At 64.9% G+C, this 19,195-nt stretch carries 19 protein-coding genes; 14 read left to right on the top strand and 5 right to left on the bottom strand.

Annotation, left to right across the window (positions count from 1 at the left end; translation table 11 throughout):
• Window positions 1–51: 51 nt before the first annotated feature.
• Genes ACK4FZ_RS00400 through msrB form a run of 3 tightly spaced genes read left to right on the top strand, consistent with a single transcriptional unit; the run spans window position 52 to window position 2,053 of the window.
• On the top strand, window positions 52–927 hold the full coding sequence (locus ACK4FZ_RS00400) for an AEC family transporter (protein WP_409817789.1): 876 nt from the start codon (window positions 52–54) through the stop codon (window positions 925–927).
• A 46-nt stretch (window positions 928–973) separates the two neighbouring features.
• Complete coding sequence (locus ACK4FZ_RS00395; RefSeq protein WP_409817788.1) at window positions 974–1,618, top strand: histidine phosphatase family protein; 645 nt, start codon at window positions 974–976, stop codon at window positions 1,616–1,618.
• Between the two features lie 33 nt (window positions 1,619–1,651).
• Window positions 1,652–2,053, top strand: a complete 402-nt coding sequence (gene msrB, locus ACK4FZ_RS00390; protein WP_409817787.1) for a peptide-methionine (R)-S-oxide reductase MsrB — start codon at window positions 1,652–1,654, stop codon at window positions 2,051–2,053.
• A 144-nt stretch (window positions 2,054–2,197) separates the two neighbouring features.
• Here the strand turns inward: msrB and ACK4FZ_RS00385 are convergent, their stop codons facing one another.
• Entirely contained in the window at window positions 2,198–2,677 is a 480-nt protein-coding gene (locus ACK4FZ_RS00385) for a MarR family winged helix-turn-helix transcriptional regulator (RefSeq protein ID WP_409817786.1), read from the bottom strand.
• Window positions 2,678–2,732: 55 nt separating this feature from the next.
• Between ACK4FZ_RS00385 and ACK4FZ_RS00380 the strand changes: the two genes are divergently transcribed.
• A complete protein-coding gene (locus ACK4FZ_RS00380; protein ID WP_409817785.1) occupies window positions 2,733–3,842 on the top strand; it encodes a YbdK family carboxylate-amine ligase in 1,110 nt (369 codons plus the stop codon).
• A 46-nt stretch (window positions 3,843–3,888) separates the two neighbouring features.
• Here ACK4FZ_RS00380 and tldD read toward each other — a convergent pair whose 3' ends face one another.
• The 3 genes from tldD to ACK4FZ_RS00365 are packed head-to-tail and all read right to left on the bottom strand — an operon-like array spanning window position 3,889 to window position 10,008.
• On the bottom strand, window positions 3,889–5,325 hold the full coding sequence (gene tldD / locus ACK4FZ_RS00375; protein WP_409817784.1) for a metalloprotease TldD: 1,437 nt from the start codon (window positions 5,323–5,325) through the stop codon (window positions 3,889–3,891).
• Window positions 5,326–5,336: 11 nt separating this feature from the next.
• Window positions 5,337–6,146: a carbon-nitrogen hydrolase family protein gene (locus ACK4FZ_RS00370; RefSeq protein ID WP_409817783.1), complete on the bottom strand. Its 810-nt coding sequence runs from the start codon at window positions 6,144–6,146 to the stop codon at window positions 5,337–5,339.
• 13 nt (window positions 6,147–6,159) lie between these two features.
• Window positions 6,160–10,008: a YhdP family protein gene (locus ACK4FZ_RS00365; RefSeq protein WP_409817782.1), complete on the bottom strand. Its 3,849-nt coding sequence runs from the start codon at window positions 10,006–10,008 to the stop codon at window positions 6,160–6,162.
• Between the two features lie 28 nt (window positions 10,009–10,036).
• On the opposite strand from ACK4FZ_RS00365, the gene glnE reads away from it, so the two are divergent.
• The 7 genes from glnE to ACK4FZ_RS00330 are packed head-to-tail and all read left to right on the top strand — an operon-like array spanning window position 10,037 to window position 16,755.
• Window positions 10,037–12,733, top strand: coding sequence for a bifunctional [glutamate--ammonia ligase]-adenylyl-L-tyrosine phosphorylase/[glutamate--ammonia-ligase] adenylyltransferase (gene glnE / locus ACK4FZ_RS00360; protein ID WP_409817781.1), 2,697 nt, complete (start codon window positions 10,037–10,039; stop codon window positions 12,731–12,733).
• A gap of 53 nt (window positions 12,734–12,786) precedes the next feature.
• Window positions 12,787–13,710: a branched-chain amino acid transaminase gene (locus tag ACK4FZ_RS00355; RefSeq protein WP_144371748.1), complete on the top strand. Its 924-nt coding sequence runs from the start codon at window positions 12,787–12,789 to the stop codon at window positions 13,708–13,710.
• 49 nt (window positions 13,711–13,759) lie between these two features.
• A complete protein-coding gene (locus ACK4FZ_RS00350) occupies window positions 13,760–13,966 on the top strand; it encodes a zinc-finger domain-containing protein (RefSeq protein WP_144371747.1) in 207 nt (68 codons plus the stop codon).
• 60 nt (window positions 13,967–14,026) lie between these two features.
• Complete coding sequence (waaF, locus tag ACK4FZ_RS00345) at window positions 14,027–15,076, top strand: lipopolysaccharide heptosyltransferase II (protein ID WP_144371746.1); 1,050 nt, start codon at window positions 14,027–14,029, stop codon at window positions 15,074–15,076.
• Entirely contained in the window at window positions 15,073–15,666 is a 594-nt protein-coding gene (locus ACK4FZ_RS00340) for a TetR/AcrR family transcriptional regulator (protein ID WP_409817780.1), read from the top strand. Before waaF ends, ACK4FZ_RS00340 begins: the two co-directional genes overlap by 4 nt.
• Before the next feature lie 53 nt (window positions 15,667–15,719).
• Complete coding sequence (locus tag ACK4FZ_RS00335; RefSeq protein WP_409817779.1) at window positions 15,720–16,181, top strand: YbaN family protein; 462 nt, start codon at window positions 15,720–15,722, stop codon at window positions 16,179–16,181.
• Window positions 16,162–16,755: a hypothetical protein gene (locus ACK4FZ_RS00330; RefSeq protein ID WP_409817778.1), complete on the top strand. Its 594-nt coding sequence runs from the start codon at window positions 16,162–16,164 to the stop codon at window positions 16,753–16,755. The genes ACK4FZ_RS00335 and ACK4FZ_RS00330 overlap by 20 nt, the downstream gene beginning before the upstream one ends.
• Before the next feature lie 98 nt (window positions 16,756–16,853).
• Here ACK4FZ_RS00330 and ACK4FZ_RS00325 read toward each other — a convergent pair whose 3' ends face one another.
• Window positions 16,854–17,036, bottom strand: a complete 183-nt coding sequence (locus tag ACK4FZ_RS00325; protein ID WP_409817777.1) for a YjfB family protein — start codon at window positions 17,034–17,036, stop codon at window positions 16,854–16,856.
• Window positions 17,037–17,149: 113 nt separating this feature from the next.
• Between ACK4FZ_RS00325 and trxB the strand changes: the two genes are divergently transcribed.
• From trxB to ACK4FZ_RS00310, 3 genes are all read left to right on the top strand, one after another.
• Window positions 17,150–18,103 (top strand): thioredoxin-disulfide reductase, encoded by a 954-nt coding sequence (gene trxB, locus ACK4FZ_RS00320; RefSeq protein ID WP_144371741.1) that lies wholly within the window; start codon window positions 17,150–17,152, stop codon window positions 18,101–18,103.
• Between the two features lie 73 nt (window positions 18,104–18,176).
• Window positions 18,177–18,719, top strand: a complete 543-nt coding sequence (locus ACK4FZ_RS00315) for a Smr/MutS family protein (RefSeq protein WP_409817776.1) — start codon at window positions 18,177–18,179, stop codon at window positions 18,717–18,719.
• Between the two features lie 16 nt (window positions 18,720–18,735).
• On the top strand, window positions 18,736–19,179 hold the full coding sequence (locus ACK4FZ_RS00310; RefSeq protein WP_409817775.1) for a peroxiredoxin: 444 nt from the start codon (window positions 18,736–18,738) through the stop codon (window positions 19,177–19,179).
• Window positions 19,180–19,195 lie beyond the last annotated feature (16 nt).

Raw genomic sequence — 19,195 nt, 5'->3', positions numbered from 1 at the left:
CTCGTTACGGTCTGGCAGCACAATGCCCATTCCTCTTTCCGGCCCGCCATCATGATCGAACGCATCCTCACCATCATCCTGCCGGTTCTGCTGATCGTACTGGCCGGCTGGCTGTACGCTCGCCACGCCAAGCCCGACATGCGGGCAGCCAACAAGCTGAACATGGACGTCTGCGTACCGCTGCTGGTATTCACCGCCCTGTCGGCGCGCGACTTCCAGCTGCTGGCGCAATGGAAGCTGCTACCCGCCGCCGCGCTGGTGGTGGCCGTCTCCGGTCTACTGGCCTGGCCGCTGTGCCGGCTGGCCGGTGTCAGCCCGCGCACGCTGCTGCCGCCGGTGATGTTCAACAACTGCGGCAATATGGGGCTGCCGCTGGCGCTGCTGGCCTTTGGCCGCGATGGTTTCAACGCCTTCGTGGTGCTGTTCGTCATCTCCAACCTGCTGCACTTCACCCTGGGCGCCTTCATCTTCAGCCGGCACACCAGCTGGCGCGGGCTGGCGCGCAACCCCATCGTCATCGCCACCGCGCTGGGCTTGCTGTTTGGCGTGGCCGGCTGGCACCTGCCGGACTGGCTGATGCTGGGGGCCAAGATGCTGGGCGACATGACCATTCCGCTGATGCTGTTTGCCCTGGGCGTACGCATGCTGGACGTCAGCTTGGCCGGCTGGCGCATCGGCGTACTGGGGGCGGTGCTATGCCCGCTAACCGGCCTGGCCGGCGCGCTGCTGGTATCGCCACTGCTGCAGCTGGACAGCCAGCAACACGCATTGCTGGTGCTGTTTGGCGTGCTGCCGCCGGCGGTGCTGAACTTCCTGATGGCCGAGCTGTACCGGCAAGAGCCGGAACGCATGGCGTCCATCGTGCTGATCGGCAACCTCGCCAGCCTGCTGTTCGTGCCGCTGGGCCTGGCAGTCGCGCTGGCCTGAGACTGTCGGGTAAACTGGCTTAACCACTGCTAGCGAGACCGTACCCATGCCCCACCTTGCCACCCGCTTCTGCCTGGTTCGCCACGGCGAAACCGACTGGAACGCCGAACGCCGGCTGCAAGGCCAACTCGACATTCCGCTGAATGCGCAAGGCCAGCGCCAGGCGCGCCAGCTGGCCGACGCCGTTGCCGCCGCCGGCCACCGCTTTGACGCGCTGTACAGCAGCCCGCTGCGCCGCGCTTTCGATACCGCCGTACCGCTGGCCCACGCCGTCGGCCTGCCGCTGGCCACCGACGCCGCGCTGATGGAACGCCACTTCGGCGCCATGCAGGGGGCACGGCTGGACGAGGCTGCGCGCACGCACCCGGCCGCCTGGGCAGCCTATAGCGAACGCAGCCTGCAGCACGACCTGTACGGCGGCGAGAGCATCCAGGCTTTTGCCGACCGCATCCACGGCGCGGTACGGCAACTGGCCAACACGCACCGCGGCCAACGGGTATTGCTGGTGGCACACGGCGGGGTACTGGACATGATCTACCGCCTGGCCAGCGGCCAACCACTGCAAGGGCAACGCATGATCGTGGTACCCAACGCCTCGCTGAACTGGTTAAGTTTTGATGGCGAACGCTGGCAGGTGGATTTGTGGGCCGACACCCGCCACTTGGGCGAAACCGCCCTGGATGAAATCTGATACGGCCAGGGTTGGCCGCAAGGAGTACACCGCATGACAGACAAGATCCTGAAAACCCCGCAACAATGGCGCGCCCAGCTGACGCCGGAACAGTACTACGTGACCCGCGAAGCCGGCACCGAGCGGCCATTTACCGGCGAGCACTACTTCCACGACCGCCACGGCCGCTACCACTGCATCTGCTGCGACAGCCTGCTGTTCGAATCGGCCACCAAATTCGACGCCGGCTGCGGCTGGCCCAGCTTCTGGCAGGAAGCCGTCGCCGGCAGCATCCTGCGCATCCGCGACACCAGCCACGGCATGATCCGCACCGAAGTACGCTGCGCCCGCTGCGACGCCCACCTGGGCCACGTGTTCGACGACGGCCCGCCGCCTACCGGCGAGCGCTACTGCATCAACTCGGTTGCCATGCGCTTCGAGGATGACCCGGCCTGAGCGCAGGCCGTACCCATGATCAACCTGCCGTACAGGCAGTCGCGCAGCAAAAAACCCCCTCGTCACCATGGCAAGGGGGTTTTGTTTTTCGTGCCGGGTTCGCGCGGGCTGCGTCAACCGTCGTGGCCCTGACGCGGCCAGGGCTTATTCGGTAAACGGTAGCGGTTTGTCGCCGCCTTCGGCCGGCACGCCCATGACGGCCAGCATGGCTTCCAGCCCGCCCGCCAGCGATACCAACTGCTCCGGAGGCAGCTTGCCCAGCGCTTCCGGCAGCCAGCCGCGCGGGGTACAGCCTTTGGCAGCCATCAGTTGCTGGCCCTGTTCGGTCAGCGATACCTCCACCACGCGCTGGTCACGCTCGCTGCGCTGACGCGTGATGTAACCCATCTCCCCCATGCGGATCAGCATATTGCTGAGCGTAGCCGGCTTGATCGCCATACGGGCGGCCAACTCGCCAGCTTTTTGCGGCCCGTGCTCGTACAGCTCGGCCATCAACCAGGCCTGGGCACCGGAAATGCCCAGTGCTTTTTCGGTATCGGCCGAATACTGCTGGGCCGCCCGGAAAACTACTCGAAACAGTTGCAACACCGCCAGCGGCGAAGCCGGAACTTTCTCTTGCGTCATACGCTCTTTCGTGAGAAATAGTTTTGTACAAAAAATATTATTCAGGAGACGCATCGTGCTAGTACCCGCTTTTACCCCGTCACACCCCGGTACCGTCGGCATAGAGCTGGAAATCCAGCTTTTATGCCAGCAATCACTGGACCTGATGCCGTGCGCCCCAGACCTGCTTGCCAACCTGCACCGCGACGGCCATCAGCAGTTCAAGCAGGAAGTCACATGCGCCATGCTAGAAATTAACAGCAAGGTACATCACAACAGTCAATCGTTATGTAACGACATACAAGCATCCGGCAGTTTGCTTCAACAATACAGCGACAAACTAGGCGCCCTGCCCTGCGGGGGCGGGACCCACCCGTTTCAGGACTGGCGCCAGCGCAGGATCAGCGACAACCCGCGTTATCATGCCTTCGCTAGCCAGTATGGTTACCTAGCGAGGCAATTTACCGTATTCGGCCAACATGTACACATTGGCTGCCCTGATGGCGACAGCGCCATCTGGCTATGCCATGCGCTGGCGTTTCACATTCCTGCATTACTCGCATTGTCTGCGTCTTCACCCTACGTCCAGGGAGAAATCAGCGGGTTTGCCTCTGCACGCAGCAATGCCGTCTATGCGTTCCCCAACAGCGGTCACTTGCCCGCCCAGATTCGACACTGGGAAGACTTTTGCGGCCATGCCAGCATGCTGGCGAGTCACGGCATTATCAGTAGCCTGAAAGACCTGTACTGGGACATTCGTCCGAAGCCGGAGTACGGCACGGTAGAAGTCCGTATCTTCGACACACCCCATACACTCAGCCATGCTGTCATGCTGGCCACTTACACCCAGGCACTGGCAGGCTACTACCTCGCCAAACGCCCTACCTTGCCTGGTCGAGAAGCACTGTACAGCGTTTACGACTACAACCGCTTCCAGGCAGCGCGCCACGGCCTGCTGGCTGAGTTTATCGATGTACAGCGCAGCATGCGACGACCACTGTTGCAGCAGGTACTCGACACACTACAGCAGATCCTGCCCTACGCGTCCGATCAATACGGAGAACAGACACTCTTGCAACTGCAACACCAATTGATGCAGGGTAATTTGCCTGACACTCCCCAAATCGACGAAGGCAGCAGCCTGCATGACATGCTGCGCTACCAAGCGAAGCACTGGCTGGACTGAATAAAACCCCGGCGGCGTGCCCGCATCTGGCACGCCGGTTCGTTTCTCAGGCCGTACCACCTACCGTCAGGCCGCCGTCGATGCGCAGCGTGGGCTGGCCGACGCCCACCGGCACGCTCTGGCCTTCCTTGCCGCACACGCCCACGCCTTCGTCCAGCGCCATGTCGTTGCCGATCATCGACACGTAGTTCAGCACGTCCGGGCCGTTGCCGATCAAGGTGGCGCCCTTCACCGGGTAGGCCAGCTTGCCGTTTTCGATCTTCCACGCTTCCGACGCCGAAAACACGAACTTGCCGCTGGTGATGTCCACCTGGCCACCGCCGAAGTTGGCCGCATAAATGCCGTCCGGTACCGAGGCGATGATCTCTTCCGGCGTCTTGTCGCCGCCCAGCATGTAGGTGTTGGTCATGCGCGGCATCGGGATGTGGGCGTAGGACTCGCGACGGCCGTTGCCGGTAGGGGCCACGCCCATCAGGCGGGCGTTCATCGCGTCCTGCATATAGCCTTTGAGGATGCCGTCCTCGATCAGCACGGTACGCTGCGTGGCGTTGCCTTCGTCGTCGATGGACAGCGAGCCGCGACGGTCTTGCAGCGTGCCGTCATCCACCACGGTCACGCCCGCTGCGGCGACACGCTGGCCGATCATGCCGCTGAAGGCCGAGGTGCCCTTGCGGTTGAAGTCGCCTTCCAGGCCGTGGCCGATGGCTTCGTGCAGCAGCACGCCGGGCCAGCCGGCGCCCAGCACCACCGTCATCTGGCCGGCCGGTGCCGGGCGGGCTTCCAGGTTCACCAGTGCCTGACGTACCGCCTTCTGTACGTGGTGCTCGATCTGCGCGTCGCCAAAGCGGCTCAGATCATAACGACCGCCACCACCGCTGCTGCCCATTTCGCGGCGGCCATCCTGTTCGGCAATCACCGTCACCGATAGCCGCACCAGCGGACGGACGTCGGCGCTGCGCACGCCATCGTGGCGGGCGATGTAAACCACGTCGTATTCGGCGGCCAGGCCGGCCATCACCTGGATGATGCGCGGGTCGGCGGCGCGGGCCAGTTTTTCCACTTTCTGCAGGATGGCCACTTTGGCCTCGGCCGGCAGGCTGTCCAGCGGGTTGGCCGCCGCGTACAGGCTGCTGCCATGGCGGGTGGCTACCGCGCCGGCGTTGCCGTGGCCGCCTGCGGCACCGATGGCGCGCACCGCGTCGGCCGCCTTGCCCAACGCAAAGGCGCTGATATCGTCGGAATAGGCAAAAGCGGTCTTGTCGCCGGCGACGGCGCGCACGCCGACGCCCTGGTCAATGCTGAAACTGCCGGCCTTGACGATGCCCTCTTCCAGGCTCCAGCCTTCGCTGCGCGTGCTCTGGAAGTACAGGTCGGCGTAATCGATCTGGTGGCCCAGCATGCGCCCCAGCGTGGACTCGATCACGCTTTCGGTCACGCCGTACGGGGCCAGCAACAGTTGTTCGGCAATGGCTAATTGGCTCATGTCTTGTTCTTTCAAGAAAACACCCGATGCGCCAGCGCCGGCAGGCGGCTACGCACCGATTGAAGAAGAGTGGGGTCGATGTCGGCCACCACCACGCCCTCGCCCTTGTCCAGCTGGGCCACGATCTTGCCCCAGGGGTCGATCAGCAGGCTCTGACCGTGGGTATGGCGGCCGTTTTCATGGCTGCCGCCTTGCGCCGACGCCAGCACGTAGCACTGGTTTTCGATGGCACGGGCGCGCAGCAGCACTTCCCAGTGCGCCTCGCCGGTGGTGGCGGTAAACGCCGCCGGCAGGATCAGCAGGTCGAACGGCGCCATGCGGCGGAATAACTCGGGGAAACGCAGGTCGTAGCAAATGCCGAACGCCAGCTCGGCCAGCGGCGTGCTGACGCGCAGCGGCTCGCTGCCCGGCACGATGCTGTCCGACTCGCAATAACGCTCGCCCTGGCCGGTAAAACCGAACAGGTGAATCTTGTCGTAACGGCCGTGTACGCTGCCGTCCGGCGCGTACAGCAGCAGGGTATTGAACACGCGGTCCGGGTCCGGGCAGGCCAGCGGGATGGTACCGGCTACCAGCCAGACGCCGTGCTGGCGGGCCATGGCGGCCAGGCCGCGCTGCAGCGGGCCGTCGCCGAAGGCTTCGCGGATGGCGACCTTGTCGCCGTCGGCACGCCCCATCAGGCAAAAGTATTCCGGCAATACCACCAGCCGGGCGCCAGCGGCGGCGGCTTCGGCCACCAGCTCGGCTGCACGCGCCAGGTTGCGTTGCGAATCGGTGGTGGACACCATCTGTACGGCAGCCACCTTGAAAGCGTGTTCCATATGTTCTCCAGCCTCAACGGGCAACGGGTGCCGCCGGGACGTTTTCCACCTGCTGGCCCACCTTGCGCACTTGCGGTTCGGTCAGGCTGCCGGTGACTTCGTAATCGAATGACAATATCTGGCTTACCGGGTCCTTCAGCAGCTTTTGTGCCGCAAAGGTGATGGCGCCGGCAATCGGGTTCAGCAAGGAGGCGCCGGTAATCACCGCCACCCCTTCCGACAGCGTCGGCGTGATGTGCACGCGCAGCTGCTGGCTGTTATTGGCCAGGTCGGCCTCGCCTTGCAAGTTAACCTTGGCGGCCGGGCCCTGCAACAGCACATTGCGCGAGCGGAACACGCCGGCGTCGATATCGGCACTACCGGTCAGGGTATCGAAAGCAAAGCCGCTACTGAACACATCGGTAAAATCCAGCCGGATGCGCCGCGACAACGACTGCAGGCTGAGCACGCCAAGCAAGCGCGCCGCGCCCGGGTCCACCTGGGCGAAGCGCCCTTTGCGCAGGTCCAGCTTCACGCTGCCGGCCAGCCGCGCCAGGTCGAACGCGGTGACATGGCCCAGCCACGACACGCGCCCGGCCAGCTCACCCTCGCCGCCGATCAGCGCGTCGGGCACACCCAGCCTGGCCAGCAGCTTGCCGGCGTCCTGGCTCTTGGCGCTGAACACGATCTCGGTACGGCGTGCGCTGCTGCTCTTGCCTTCCGGCGCCGCACCGCTAATGGCCAGGTTGCCGTCCGGCGTTTGCAGCAGCACTTCGTCCAGCAGCCACAATTGCGGCTGGTGCTGCGCCTTCAGGATCAGGTCGCCCAGTACGCGGTCTTTCCAGCTGAGCGCCGCCACGTGGATGTCCAGCCCGGGCACGCTGATCTCCTGCCCGCTGTCGCCGGCGGCGTCTCCCCCTTCCGCCAGCGGCAGCGACAGGTGCTGCAGCCGGGCCTCCAGCTTGCCGTGCCCGTGCGGCATGTAGCGGATGTCGCCGGACACCTCGCGCGACTTCAGCTGCAGTTGCAGCGGTGATTCGCCGCCCTGCCAGTTCATCACCGCGTCCAGCTGGTTCAGTTGCTTGCCTTGGGCGCTAAAGCGCGGCGTGCTCAGCGCCAGCTTCAGTGGCAACGCCCATTCACCGGCGGCATCCTCGCCTGCGGGCAAAGCGGCCAGCCACGGCTCCAGCTGTACCGCCGGGGCGGCAGCCCGGATCGCAATGCGGCCGGTGGGGTCTGGCGTGTCGGCACCCACGCCCACGCCGGCACCCAGCAACTCGCCATTGGCGCCCAGCGCCACCAGGCCCTGGGCGTGGCCGGACACTTGCCAGTCCACTTGCCAGCCCTTCTGCGTGGCGTACACCCCTAGTTGCAGCGGCCAACTGTCCTGCGCCGGTTTGGCCAGTGGCGCCGGCACCGCGGTGGCCACCCCTTGCAGCGACGACTGCACGGTCAAGGCGTCCAGCGTGCGGCCAACGGTAAAATCGGCGCGGTAATCGGTACTGCCGCTGGCATAACGCGCCAGGAAGGGCACGTATTGCTGCAATACGGGGCTGATGTCTACCTGCCCCTGGCTGACAAACTGCATGCGCTGCTGCTTGTCCAGCGTGGCCTGCAGGCGGCTGTGCCCGCCAAAGGCCTGATAGTCGATACCGGGCGTTGACACACCGTGTTCGTTGAAGTGCAACACCCCGTGGATGTCGGTAAGCAGGGGCAAGGGCAAATCCCGTAGCTGCAGCGTATTGCCCGCCAGCGTGACGTCGCCGTCAACACGCGCAGCTTCCATATCGTCCAGCGGCAGCGTCAGGCCCAGTTTCAGTTGCGCCTGGCCACTGCTGTCCAGCGTGGACAGAAACCCGTCCAGCCAGCCATCCACCGGGCTGGCACGGGTGTAGGCCAGCATCTGCGGCAACTCGCCCTGAGCCAGACCCTCGACGTACAACTTGGCGTGCTCGCGCATCAGGTCTGGCAGCCGCACTGTTACCTGCTGCAAGGCGACACCAGCAGTGCGCGCACGCGCTGCCTGTACCTCGATGCCATCGTTCAGCATGCGAAAGCGCCCCTGTATGCCGTCCAGCACCGGCCAGGCCGGGTCAAACAGGAACTTGCCGTCGTCCACGTCGGCTTCCACCAGGAAGCGCCCGCCCTGGCCGCCGGCAAACGGGAAGCGGGTGATATCGCCCTGCAGGCTGGCGCGCACCTCGCGGGCGGTGCCGGCTTGCAAGGCGGCGTGCAGCCAGGTGACGGTGTCGGTGCCGATCAGTTCCGGCAGGTAGGCAGCAATGCGTTTTACCGGCACCTGCGCCATGCTCAAGCCAAGGCGGCTATCGCTGGGGCCGCTATCCGGCAGGCTGACTTCACCCTGCAAGCGGGCCGAAAAATCGGGTGTGGCCACATCCACGCCGGCGACCCGCAGCTGCCAGCCCTGCGCCTGGCGCTGCCAGCGCAGTTCGCCCTGGGCACCGGTCAAGCGCAGGGGCTGGCGCAGCTCGGCCGGCACCGCAACGCTCATCGGCGCCGCGCTGAAGCGCAGGCTGCCGTCGTGCTGGCTGGCGGTGAGCTCGCCGTCCAGGCCGCCGTCGATACGGACACTGTCTGCGGCCAACCTGGGCGCCAGCCCGGCAAAACGGGTTTTGAACAGGTATTGTTGCGGCTGGTCGATCCGGCCTTGCCATTGCCAGCGCAGGCCTTTCAGCTCGCCATCGAGCTGTCGCAGCGCGCTGTCTGCCAGTGCCGGCACATGCGGCTGCAGCAGCGGCAATACCGGCGCCAGCTGCAGGCCGCTGGCTTCGACAAAACCGCCACGGCTGTCGTGCCAGCTGGCGGTGACCGCGGCGTCCTGCAGCAGGCTGCCAAAACGGGTTTGCAGAAACAGATGGCTGGCCTGCAGCCGGTGTTCGCCGGCCGCCGGGCTGTGGTAATCCACCTCGCCGGCCAGACGCGGCAGACGGGTGGTCTCTCCGCCGCGCAGCGACAGCGCCGCGTTATCCACCTGCCACTTGCCTTGCAGGCGGGTGACGCGGCCAGCGTCGAACGCCAGCTGCACCCTCGACGACGCCGAGCCGCCTACCGCCAGCGGCGAACGCGGCAGATAGCGCTGGAACCAGCCCAGCTGCGGCGTATCCGCCTGCAGCGTGGCGCTGCCTTGCCACTGCCGCCAGTCGGCTACCGCCCCACCCTGCCACTCGGCTTCGAAATCCACATGCGACAGCTGGCTGCCCGCCGGCAACGCCACCGCCTTCAACTGGTGGCCGAACAGGCCGCTGCCAAGCGTCAGCGACAGCTTGCGCGCTTCCAGCGGCGGCAAGGCCAGCAGGTGGTCTTGCCAGACAAAGCGCTGCACCTCAACGCTGATCTCGTGCTGGCGCAGCAGCCAGTCCAGCGCGCGGCCGTCGCCTTTGCCCGCAGACAGGTCGATGCCGTTCAGGTACAGGTGCCCGTTGGTGCGGCGCTCCAGGTTCAGGCTCAGGCCATCGAGCCGCAGCAGGTTCAGCCGCGGCTCCAGAAACAGCAGGCTTTGCCACGACGGCTGCACTTGTACTTCGCGCACGGTCAGCGGGGCGATGGCGGCATCAGGCTGGATCTGCAGGCGGTCCACGGTAAAGCGCGGTGCCAGCACGCGCCACTCGCCGCGGATATGCCCCAGCGTCACCGGCATGCCCACCGCCTGGCTGATCTGGCGCGCCAGTGCCGGCCGCCAGTCGTTCAGATTGGGCAAGATGTAAAATCGGAACACCCCGAAGGCACAGGCGAGCGTCAGCGTCACGACCAGCAACAGCCAGAACGTGATGCCGAGGATGCGACGCAGCCAGAAAATTACCCGCAGGCTGCGGTCTGCAGCGGCTGCCGCCGGGTCGGGAGTGGGGGTAGAATGGTCAGTCACGATTTTGTCATTGCGTGGAAAGCGCATTATGCCAGCAAATACCGCCGCTATCGCCTGTGCCCGTACATTCAGTTACTACCTTGACCGCCAGCTTGCCGCCCGCCCCGAAGAGGCCGAGCGCTTGGCCGCCAGGCTGGACCACCCGTTCGACGCCGCCGAGATGGCCGCCTTTGCCGACTGGCAGGGCTTTGACAGCATCGACACGCTAAGCCCTGCCCTGCGCAAGCTGCGCATTGCCGTGATGGCGCGGCTGATTACCCGCGACCACGCCGGCCTGGCCGACCTGCACGAAGTGGTGACCACCATCAGCCTGCTGGCCGACTTTGCGGTGCAGACCACGCTGCCGGTGGCGCGCCGCGCGCTGGCCAACCTGGGCGACCCCATCGGCGAAGACAGCGGCGAAGTGCAGCAGCTGATCGTGATCGGCATGGGCAAGCTGGGCGGTTACGAGCTGAACGTCTCCAGCGACATCGACCTGATCTTCGTTTACCCGGAAGACGGCGACACCAGCGGCCCGCGCCGGCTGTCCAACCACGAATACTTCACCCGGCTGGGCAAACTGCTGATCAGCGCCATCAATGACGTCACCTACGACGGCCAGGTGTTCCGCGTCGACATGCGGCTGCGCCCCTACGGCGACAGCGGGCCACTGGTGATGAGCCTGGCCGCGCTGGAAAACTACCTGCTGACCCAGGGACGCGAATGGGAACGCTACGCCTGGATCAAGGCGCGCGTAATGAGCGGCGACGCCAGCCAGCTGGCGCAACTGGTGCGCCCGTTCGTCTACCGCAAATACCTCGACTACGGCGCCTACGGTGCCATGCGCGAGCTGCACGCACAGATCCGCCGCGAAGTGGCGCGCCGCGACATGGCCGACAACATCAAGCTGGGGCCGGGCGGCATTCGCGAAGTGGAGTTCATCGCCCAGGTATTCCAGCTGATCCGCGGTGGTCGCGAGCGCCGCCTGCAGCTGAAAAGCACGCGTGACACCTACGCCGTCCTGGCCGAGCTGCGCCTGCTGGAGCCGGACACCGTGGCCGAGCTGCTGGGCGCCTACACCTTCCTGCGCAACCTCGAACACCGCCTGCAGTACCTGGACGACCAGCAGACGCAAAGCCTGCCCGCCAGCGACGACAACCAGCAGCGCATCGCCAGCAGCATGGGCTTTGCCGACTGGCACGCCTTCCTGAACGAGCTGAACCGCCATCGCCGCCGCGTGACGCGGCACTTCGAGCAAGTGTTCTTCCTGCCCACCGAAGGCGCCGCCGCCCACCCGCTGGAAAACGACTGGCGCGACATCGCCAACGTCGACATCGCGCCCCGCCTGGCCAGCCTGGGCTACCACGACCCGGACGACCTGCAACGCCAGCTGCGCAACCTGGCCTGCGGCCAACGTTACCTGCAGTTGCCGGACGCCAGCCGCAAGAAGCTGGACGCGCTGATGGGCCCGCTGATGGAAGTGGCCGCCAGCTTCGACAACGCCGACACCACGCTGCAGCGCATCCTGCAGCTGATCGACGCCATCAGCCGGCGCGCGTCTTACCTGTCGCTGCTGCTGGAATACCCGCAAACGCTGCAGCGGCTGGCCTCGCTGTACTCGTCCAGCGCCTGGGTGTCGGACTACCTGTCGCGCCACCCCATTCTGCTGGACGAACTGCTCGACGCCCGCGTGCTGTACGCCACCCCGGACTGGCCGCAGCTGGCCGCACAACTGGAACAGCAGCTGCAGGAGTGCCACGGCGACGTGGAAGCACAGATGGACGCGCTGCGCCATTTCCAGCACGCGCAAACCTTCCGCCTGGTAGCCCAAGACCTGGCCGGCATGTGGACGCTGGAAGCGCTGAGCGACGAGCTGTCGCGCCTGGCTGACCTGGTGCTGGACGTCACCGTGCGCCACGCCTGGCTAGACATCCCCAAACGCCACCGCGAGGTGCCGCTGTTCAGCGTGGTGGGTTACGGCAAGCTGGGCGGCAAGGAGCTGGGCTACGCCTCGGACCTGGACGTGATCTTCCTGTACGACGACGACCACCCGGACGCGCCGGACCTGTACTCGCGCCTGGCGCGCAAGATCATTACCTGGCTCACCAGCACCACCTCGGCCGGCGTGCTGTACGACGTGGATATCCGCCTGCGCCCGGACGGCGCCAGCGGCCTGCTGGTGAGTACCACCGACGCCTTCGCGCATTACCAGCACCATAAAGCCTGGCTGTGGGAACACCAGGCGCTGACCCGCGCCCGCTTTGTGTGCGGCGATGCCGACATTGGCGCCCGCTTCGAGGCCATCCGCCAGCAGGTGCTGGCACTGCCGCGCGACACCGCAGCCCTGGGCGGCGAAGTGGTGGCCATGCGCAACAAGATGCTGGAAAGCCATGCGGCCAACCCGGAGGACGTCAAACACGCCCGCGGCGGCATCATCGACGTGGAATTCATCGTGCAGTTCCTGATTCTGGCCCACGCCGGCCAGCACCCGGCCCTGCTGGCCAACAGCGGCAACATCGCGCTGCTGGCCGCCGCTGCCGACGCCGGCCTGATCGACGCCACGCTGGCCGAAGCCGCCCGCCAGGCGTACCGCCACTACCGCCGCCTGCAACACGCCAGCCGGCTGGACGGCAGCAGCCGCATTGCACACCCGCCACTGGACGACTACGCCCAGGTGCAGGCCTTGTGGCAAGCGGTACTGGGCCCTTACGCGGCGTTACCGGAAAAGCCGGTTCACTTTCAGTAAGGCAACTGTATAATCGCAGCACACCAAAAACAGGACTATTCGGAGAATTCACCATGTCGATGGCAGACCGCGACGGCTTCATCTGGTACAACGGCGAACTGGTAGACTGGCGCAACGCCACCACCCACGTGCTGACCCACACCCTGCACTACGGCATGGGCGTGTTCGAAGGCGTCCGCGCCTACGAAACCCCGCGCGGCCCGGCCATTTTCCGCCTGCAGGACCATACCGACCGCCTGTTCCGCTCTGCCAAGATCCTGGGCATGGACCTGCCGTTCAGCAAAGAACAGGTCAACCAGGCCCATCTCGACGTGGTGAAAGCCAACCAGCTGAAGTCGTGCTACTTCCGCCCGATGGCCTTTTACGGCTCCGGCAAGCTGGGTGTGGCACCGAAGAAAGACGACGTGCAGCTGATCGTGGCCGCCTGGCCGTGGGGCGCTTACCTGGGCGAAGACGGCCTGGAAAACGGCATCCGCGTGAAGACCAGCTCGTTTACCCGCCATCACGTGAACATCACCATGTGCAAGGCCAAGGCCAACGGCAACTACATGAACTCCATCCTGGCCAACAACGAAGCTACCGCCGACGGCTATGACGAAGCACTACTGCTGGACGTAGACGGCTTTGTGGCCGAGGGCTCGGGCGAGAACATCTTCATCGTGCGCAAAGGCAAGCTGTACACGCCGGACCTCACCAGCGCACTGGAAGGCATCACCCGTGATACCGTGGTACAGCTGGCCGACGAAATGGGCCTGGAGCTGATCGAAAAACGCATCACCCGCGACGAAGTCTACAGCGCCGACGAAGCCTTCTTCACCGGCACCGCCGCCGAAGTCACCCCGATCCGCGAGCTGGACCGTCGCGCCATCGGCAGCGGCAAACGCGGCCCGATTACCGCCGAAATCCAGAAACGCTACTTCGACTGCGTGAAGGGTCTGGATGAAAGCAAGCAACATTGGCTGACCTACGTCGCCTGATTACACAAGACGGCCCGCCGCGCGCGGGCCCCAACCGGAAGCACACAGCATGGCCGAACTGAAAGAAAACACTGCCCGCACCATCGAAGTTACCGCCAAGGACCTGCCGCTGCACTGTCCGACGCCGGACATGGTGAAGTGGAACTCGCACCCGCGCGTGTTCCTGCCCGTCGCCAAGAATGGCGGTGAAGCCCTGTGCCCGTACTGCGGCACCCGCTACAAGCTGGTGGGCCCGCTGCCGCACGGCCACCACTAAGCCTTTTCTGACCGCCTGAATCAAAGGTGTGGCCTGGCTACACCTTTTTTGCTTGTTTACATGATCAAAAAAATACTGGTAATCGGCCCGTCCTGGGTAGGCGACAGCGTGATGGCGCAGCCCCTGTACCGCCGCCTGCACGAACGCCACCCTGGCCTGGAGCTGCATGTCTTTGCCCCGGCGTGGACGCTGCCGCTGTTGTCGCGCATGCCCGAAGTGGCCAAGTCGCACCTGAACCCTTTCGGCCACGGCCAGCTGCGGCTGGGCGAGCGCTGGAAAGTGGCGCGTGCGCTGCGCCGCGAAAACTTCGACCAGGTGGTGGTGCTGCCCAATTCGCTGAAAGCGGCACTGATACCGTTTCTGGCCGGCATTCCGCTGCGCACCGGCTTTACCGGCGAGCTGCGCTACGGCCTGCTGAACGATACCCGCGAACTGGACGAGCACGAACTGCCCACCATGGTGGAGCGCTTCTGTGCGCTGGGCGAACCGCCGCGCCAGGCGCTGCATCGCCCGATTGCCCACCCGCAATTGCGCTCCACCCCTGCCGAGCAGCAGCGCACGGCCCAGCGCCTGGGCCTGTCGCTGGCACAGCCAGTGGTGGCCATGTGCCCCGGTGCCGAATACGGCCCGGCCAAGCGCTGGCCGGCACGCCACTTTGCCGAGCTGGCCCGCCAGTATCACGCCGACGGTTACCAGGTATGGCTGTTCGGCTCCGGCAAGGATAAAGACATCGGCGACGAGATCGCCCGCCTGGCCGACGGCTGCGCGCTGAACCTGTGCGGCAAGACCGGCCTGGAAGAAGCCATCGACCTGATGGGCCTGGCCAGCCTGGCCATCTGCAACGACTCCGGCCTGATGCACGTAGCAGCGGCGCTGGGCATCCCACTGGTGGGCGTATATGGCTCGTCCAGCCCGGATTTCACGCCGCCGCTCAGCCACCGCGCCAGCATCGTGTCGCTGAACATGGACTGCAGCCCCTGCTTCGAACGCACCTGCCCGTACAAACACACCCACTGCCTGGAAAACCTGCTACCCGCCCAGGTACGCAGTGCGGCCGACGCCTTGCTGCGCCAGCCGGCCCAGGAACCCACCCAGACGAGCCAAGCATGAGCCGCAACGACCTGAACAACCACCAGGAAGCCAACAGTCGCCGCATGGAGCTGATCCGCGCCGCGGCCAAGCTGTTTCGCGACCAAGGCTACGAACGCACCACCGTGCGCGACCTGGGCAATGCCGTCGGGCTGCAATCGGGCAGCCTGTTCTATCACTTCCGCACCAAGGAAGAGATCCTGGTCGCCGTGATGGCACTGGGCATCACCGCCACCACCGAGCAGCTGGCGCTAGCACTGGCTACCGCCCCCGATACGCGCAGCAAGTTGGCCGCACTGTTTCACGTGCACCTGCACTCGCTGCTGGGCGACAACCAGGCCGCGCTGGAAGTCATGCTGTACGAATGGCGCAGCGTATCCGACAGCGCCAAACCGGGCCTGATCGTGCTGCGTGATCGCTACGAATCACTATGGCAAGGCGTGCTGGACGAAGCCGCCGCCCAAGGGCTTATCAAGCAGGACACCCATCTGCTGCGTCGCACGCTGCTGGGCAGCCTGCACTGGACCGTGCAGTGGTACCGCAACGACGGCGAGCTCAGCGTGGCGCAACTGGCCGACCGCATGCTGGCGTTGACCCTGCAGCAGGGCTAGGCGAGCACGCCGCCAGCGTCTAAGCTGACAATGGCACCTGGAGGGAGACAGCCATGAATAAACACCGGCTTGGCAAAAGCGCCTGGGCAGCACTGGGTTACCTTAACCTGGCACTGGGCCTGATCGGCGCCGTTACCCCGCTGTTGCCGACCACGGTGTTCATCCTGATGGCGGCTGCCTGCTTCGCCCGTAGCCATCCGCAACTGGAACAGCGGCTGCTGGACCATCCGCGCTTCGGGCCAGCCATCCGCGACTGGCGAACTTATCGCGGCATGCGCAGACAAACCAAGCGTGTCGCCCTGCTGGCCATGGCGTTATCGTTCAGCATCAGCTTGGCCCTGCTTGGGCAGCTGCCCCTGCTGCAGGCCATGTTGGCCGCACTGTGGCTGGGCTTGTCGGCCTGGATCTGGCACCTGCCTACCATTACCGCCAGCAGCGCAACGCAGCAACTACCGCAATGTGCACTGCGGCAAGGTGTGCACCAGGAGGAGTCTCATGGACATCAGCAGCACTAACCCGCTCAGCCCCAGCCCGCTGTACCGTGACGGTGTAGCAGCCCGTCAGCGTGAATTGCCACAGACCGCCAGCCTGGAAAGCGCCGGCCAGCAAGCGCTGGAAGCCAGCACTGTGCGTGAAGCACAGCTACAAGCAGCGACCCAGCAGGTAGCCAACAAACCAGAGAGCGCAGCGGCCCAGCTGAACAACCGCGCCACCGACCTGCAGTTCAGCCTGCAAGCACAACTGCTCAGCACGCAAGCCATACGCGTGCAGCAGGCGCAACAGCGTGAAGATAGTGTTACGCCCCAGGTCGGCGAACAGGCCAACAGCAGCCAGCCTGCGGCCAACCCTGTCGGCAATAGCACCAGCACCGCGCTTACCAACCCACCACCCGACAGCACCGAAGCCCCGCCACTGGAAGTTGCTGCACAGCAAACCGCGGCCCCGCGCAGCACGCCACAACCGGCAAGCCGCGCCGAAGACAGCAGCCGGGCGGAACTGAATGCCAGCGCCCAGCAACAGGCGGTGGCGCAATATCAGGCCTCGCAATCGCTGTTACAAAGTGGCAGTGGCCTCAAGGTAGATGCCTGAACGCTGCCTGCTGTCAGCGCATGCGCCCCTTTAGCAGTGAAGCAATGCAAAAACCCGCCTCAAGAGGCGGGTTTGTTTTGCCGGGTGTTAGGGTCAGATCAGGCCTTGACGTCGATAGTCTGCCCCAAATGGGGCGGATTATTCGTCTTGGGCGCGTTCTGCTCTACCGACGACATCAGCGTGGACATCATGTCGCTGGATGCCTCCATCGCTTTCTTCAGCACGAAGGTCTCGGCAGCCTGTTTTACGCTGCTGGTACTGCTGGCGCCTACTTCCATCATTTACTCCTTTCGGTAGCCAGAAACTATTTGGCAGGTAGAAACACTTTATCGGCCTGCTTCCGGAATACTGTTAAAATATACACAATCTGTCCGTACTACACAGGAAAAACCCCATGAGCCAAACCCGTCATAGCCCCCTGCTGATTCTCGGTTCCGGCCCGGCTGGCTACACCGCCGCGGTATACGCTGCACGCGCCAACCTCAACCCCGTTCTGATTACCGGCATGGCGCAAGGCGGCCAGCTGATGACCACCACCGATGTGGACAACTGGCCTGCCGACGTAGCCGGCGTACAGGGTCCGGAGCTGATGCAGCGCTTCCAGCAGCACGCCGAGCGCTTTGGCACCGAAATGATCTTCGACCACATCCACACCGCCAAGCTGGATGAGAAACCGATCCGCCTGGTGGGCGACAGCGGCGAATACACCTGCGATGCCCTGATCATCGCTACCGGCGCGTCGGCCAAATACCTGGGCCTGCCGTCCGAGCAAGCCTTTGCCGGCAAGGGTGTATCGGCCTGCGCCACCTGCGACGGTTTCTTCTACCGCAACCAAGACGTTGCCGTGGTAGGCGGCGGCGACACTGCGGTGGAAGAGGCGCTGTACCTGGCCAACATCACCAAGCACGTTACCCTGATCCACCGTCGCGACACCTTCCGCGCCGAAAAGATCATGGTCGACAAACTGATGGCCCGCGTCGCCGAAGGCAAGATCACCCTGAAGCTGAACGCCAATCTGGACGAAATCCTGGGCGACGACAGCGGCGTGACCGGCGCCCGCCTGAAGTTCAACGACGGCAGCACCGAAGAGATTAACGTGATGGGCGTGTTCATCGCCATCGGCCACAAGCCGAACACCGACATCTTCAAGGGTCAGCTGGAGCTGGATGAAACCGGCTACATCGTTACCCGCGCCGGCCGCGACGGCAACGCCACCGCCACCAGCGCACCGGGCGTGTTTGCCGCCGGCGACGTACAGGACCACAACTACCGCCAGGCCATCACCAGCGCCGCATCCGGCTGCCAGGCTGCCCTGGACGCCGAGCGTTACCTGGACCATCTGGGCTAATACGGCGTTGAAGTCGCTCAAGGAGCAACTGAAGCCGATCAAACCACAGGCAAGGCCCGCAAGGGTCTTGCCTGTGGCTATTGTGGCTGCGCCGGAGCCGGAGCCGGACTTCCCTGCCCTGATGCGCGACGTGCGGCCGCTTAAGCCGGACGGCCGCGTGCAGGCGCCGCTACCGCGCCCGCGCCCGCGGCCGCTGCACCACGCCGGCCACCGCCTGCACAGCGACAACCCGGACCACAGCCTGTTTGCCCAGATGCTGGGCTGGTTCGAACCCGCCCATATCGACATCGAACACCGCAGCCCCGGCATGCCGGCACATACGCTGAAAAAGCTGAAGGCCGGCCACTGGCCGGTGTGTGCCGAGCTGGATCTGCACGGCCTGGACCGCTTCGAAGCGCACGAGCAGCTGGCGCTGTTCCTGCACCGCGCCCGCCACCAGGGCCAGTGCGTGCGCATCATCCACGGCAAGGGCCTGAGCTCGCGCGGCGAGCCGGTACTGCCCAAAATGGTACGCAGCTGGCTTACCCACCATCCAGACGTACTGGCATTTTGCGAAACCCGCCTGCAGCACGGCGGCAGCGGCGCCGTGCTGGCGCTGCTGCGCCGTCCGGGCTGACACCATGGAGAAAGCAATGGAACAGATCACCCCCTTCAGCGCCCCGGCCACCAGCGGCCAGACTATCAGCCTGCCCGCCGCCGGCCTGACCGTGCTGTACTTCTACCCTAAGGACAACACCCCCGGCTGCACCACCCAGGCTATCGGTTTTCGTGACCACCACGCCGCGTTTGTGGCGGCCAACGCCACCATCGTCGGCGTGTCGCGCGACAGCCTGAAATCGCACGAAAACTTCAAGGCCAAGTACGAATTGCCATTTGAATTGATCAGCGATCCGGAGGAAACTGTATGTAACCTGTTCGCTGTCATGAAGCTGAAAAATATGTACGGCAAACAGGTAAGAGGGATCGAACGCAGCACCTTCGTCATCGACAGCGCGGGCAAGATCCTCAAAGCCTGGCGCGGCCTGAAGGTCCCTGGCCACGTCGAAGAAGTGCTGGCATTCGTGAATTCGCTATAAGCGCAGGGCCTGGCAT

Source organism: Vogesella sp. (assembly GCF_046297735.1).
Taxonomy (GTDB): domain Bacteria; phylum Pseudomonadota; class Gammaproteobacteria; order Burkholderiales; family Chromobacteriaceae; genus Vogesella; species Vogesella urethralis.
Note: the sequence above shows the minus strand (reverse complement) of the source record. Positions and strands in the feature narration are given on the sequence as shown.

Bases quoted from the DNA above. Each gene is read 5' to 3' on its own strand.
- ACK4FZ_RS00400 (WP_409817789.1), top strand. From the start codon at position 52: ATGATCGAACGCATCCTCACCATCATCCTGCCGGTTCTGCTGATCGTA.
- ACK4FZ_RS00395 (WP_409817788.1), top strand. From the start codon at position 974: ATGCCCCACCTTGCCACCCGCTTCTGCCTGGTTCGCCACGGCGAAACC.
- msrB (WP_409817787.1), top strand. From the start codon at position 1,652: ATGACAGACAAGATCCTGAAAACCCCGCAACAATGGCGCGCCCAGCTG.
- ACK4FZ_RS00385 (WP_409817786.1), bottom strand. From the start codon at position 2,677: ATGACGCAAGAGAAAGTTCCGGCTTCGCCGCTGGCGGTGTTGCAACTG.
- tldD (WP_409817784.1), bottom strand. From the start codon at position 5,325: ATGAGCCAATTAGCCATTGCCGAACAACTGTTGCTGGCCCCGTACGGC.
- ACK4FZ_RS00370 (WP_409817783.1), bottom strand. From the start codon at position 6,146: ATGGAACACGCTTTCAAGGTGGCTGCCGTACAGATGGTGTCCACCACC.
- glnE (WP_409817781.1), top strand. From the start codon at position 10,037: ATGCCAGCAAATACCGCCGCTATCGCCTGTGCCCGTACATTCAGTTAC.
- ACK4FZ_RS00355 (WP_144371748.1), top strand. From the start codon at position 12,787: ATGTCGATGGCAGACCGCGACGGCTTCATCTGGTACAACGGCGAACTG.
- ACK4FZ_RS00350 (WP_144371747.1), top strand. From the start codon at position 13,760: ATGGCCGAACTGAAAGAAAACACTGCCCGCACCATCGAAGTTACCGCC.
- waaF (WP_144371746.1), top strand. From the start codon at position 14,027: ATGATCAAAAAAATACTGGTAATCGGCCCGTCCTGGGTAGGCGACAGC.
- ACK4FZ_RS00340 (WP_409817780.1), top strand. From the start codon at position 15,073: ATGAGCCGCAACGACCTGAACAACCACCAGGAAGCCAACAGTCGCCGC.
- ACK4FZ_RS00335 (WP_409817779.1), top strand. From the start codon at position 15,720: ATGAATAAACACCGGCTTGGCAAAAGCGCCTGGGCAGCACTGGGTTAC.
- ACK4FZ_RS00330 (WP_409817778.1), top strand. From the start codon at position 16,162: ATGGACATCAGCAGCACTAACCCGCTCAGCCCCAGCCCGCTGTACCGT.
- ACK4FZ_RS00325 (WP_409817777.1), bottom strand. From the start codon at position 17,036: ATGATGGAAGTAGGCGCCAGCAGTACCAGCAGCGTAAAACAGGCTGCC.
- trxB (WP_144371741.1), top strand. From the start codon at position 17,150: ATGAGCCAAACCCGTCATAGCCCCCTGCTGATTCTCGGTTCCGGCCCG.
- ACK4FZ_RS00310 (WP_409817775.1), top strand. From the start codon at position 18,736: ATGGAACAGATCACCCCCTTCAGCGCCCCGGCCACCAGCGGCCAGACT.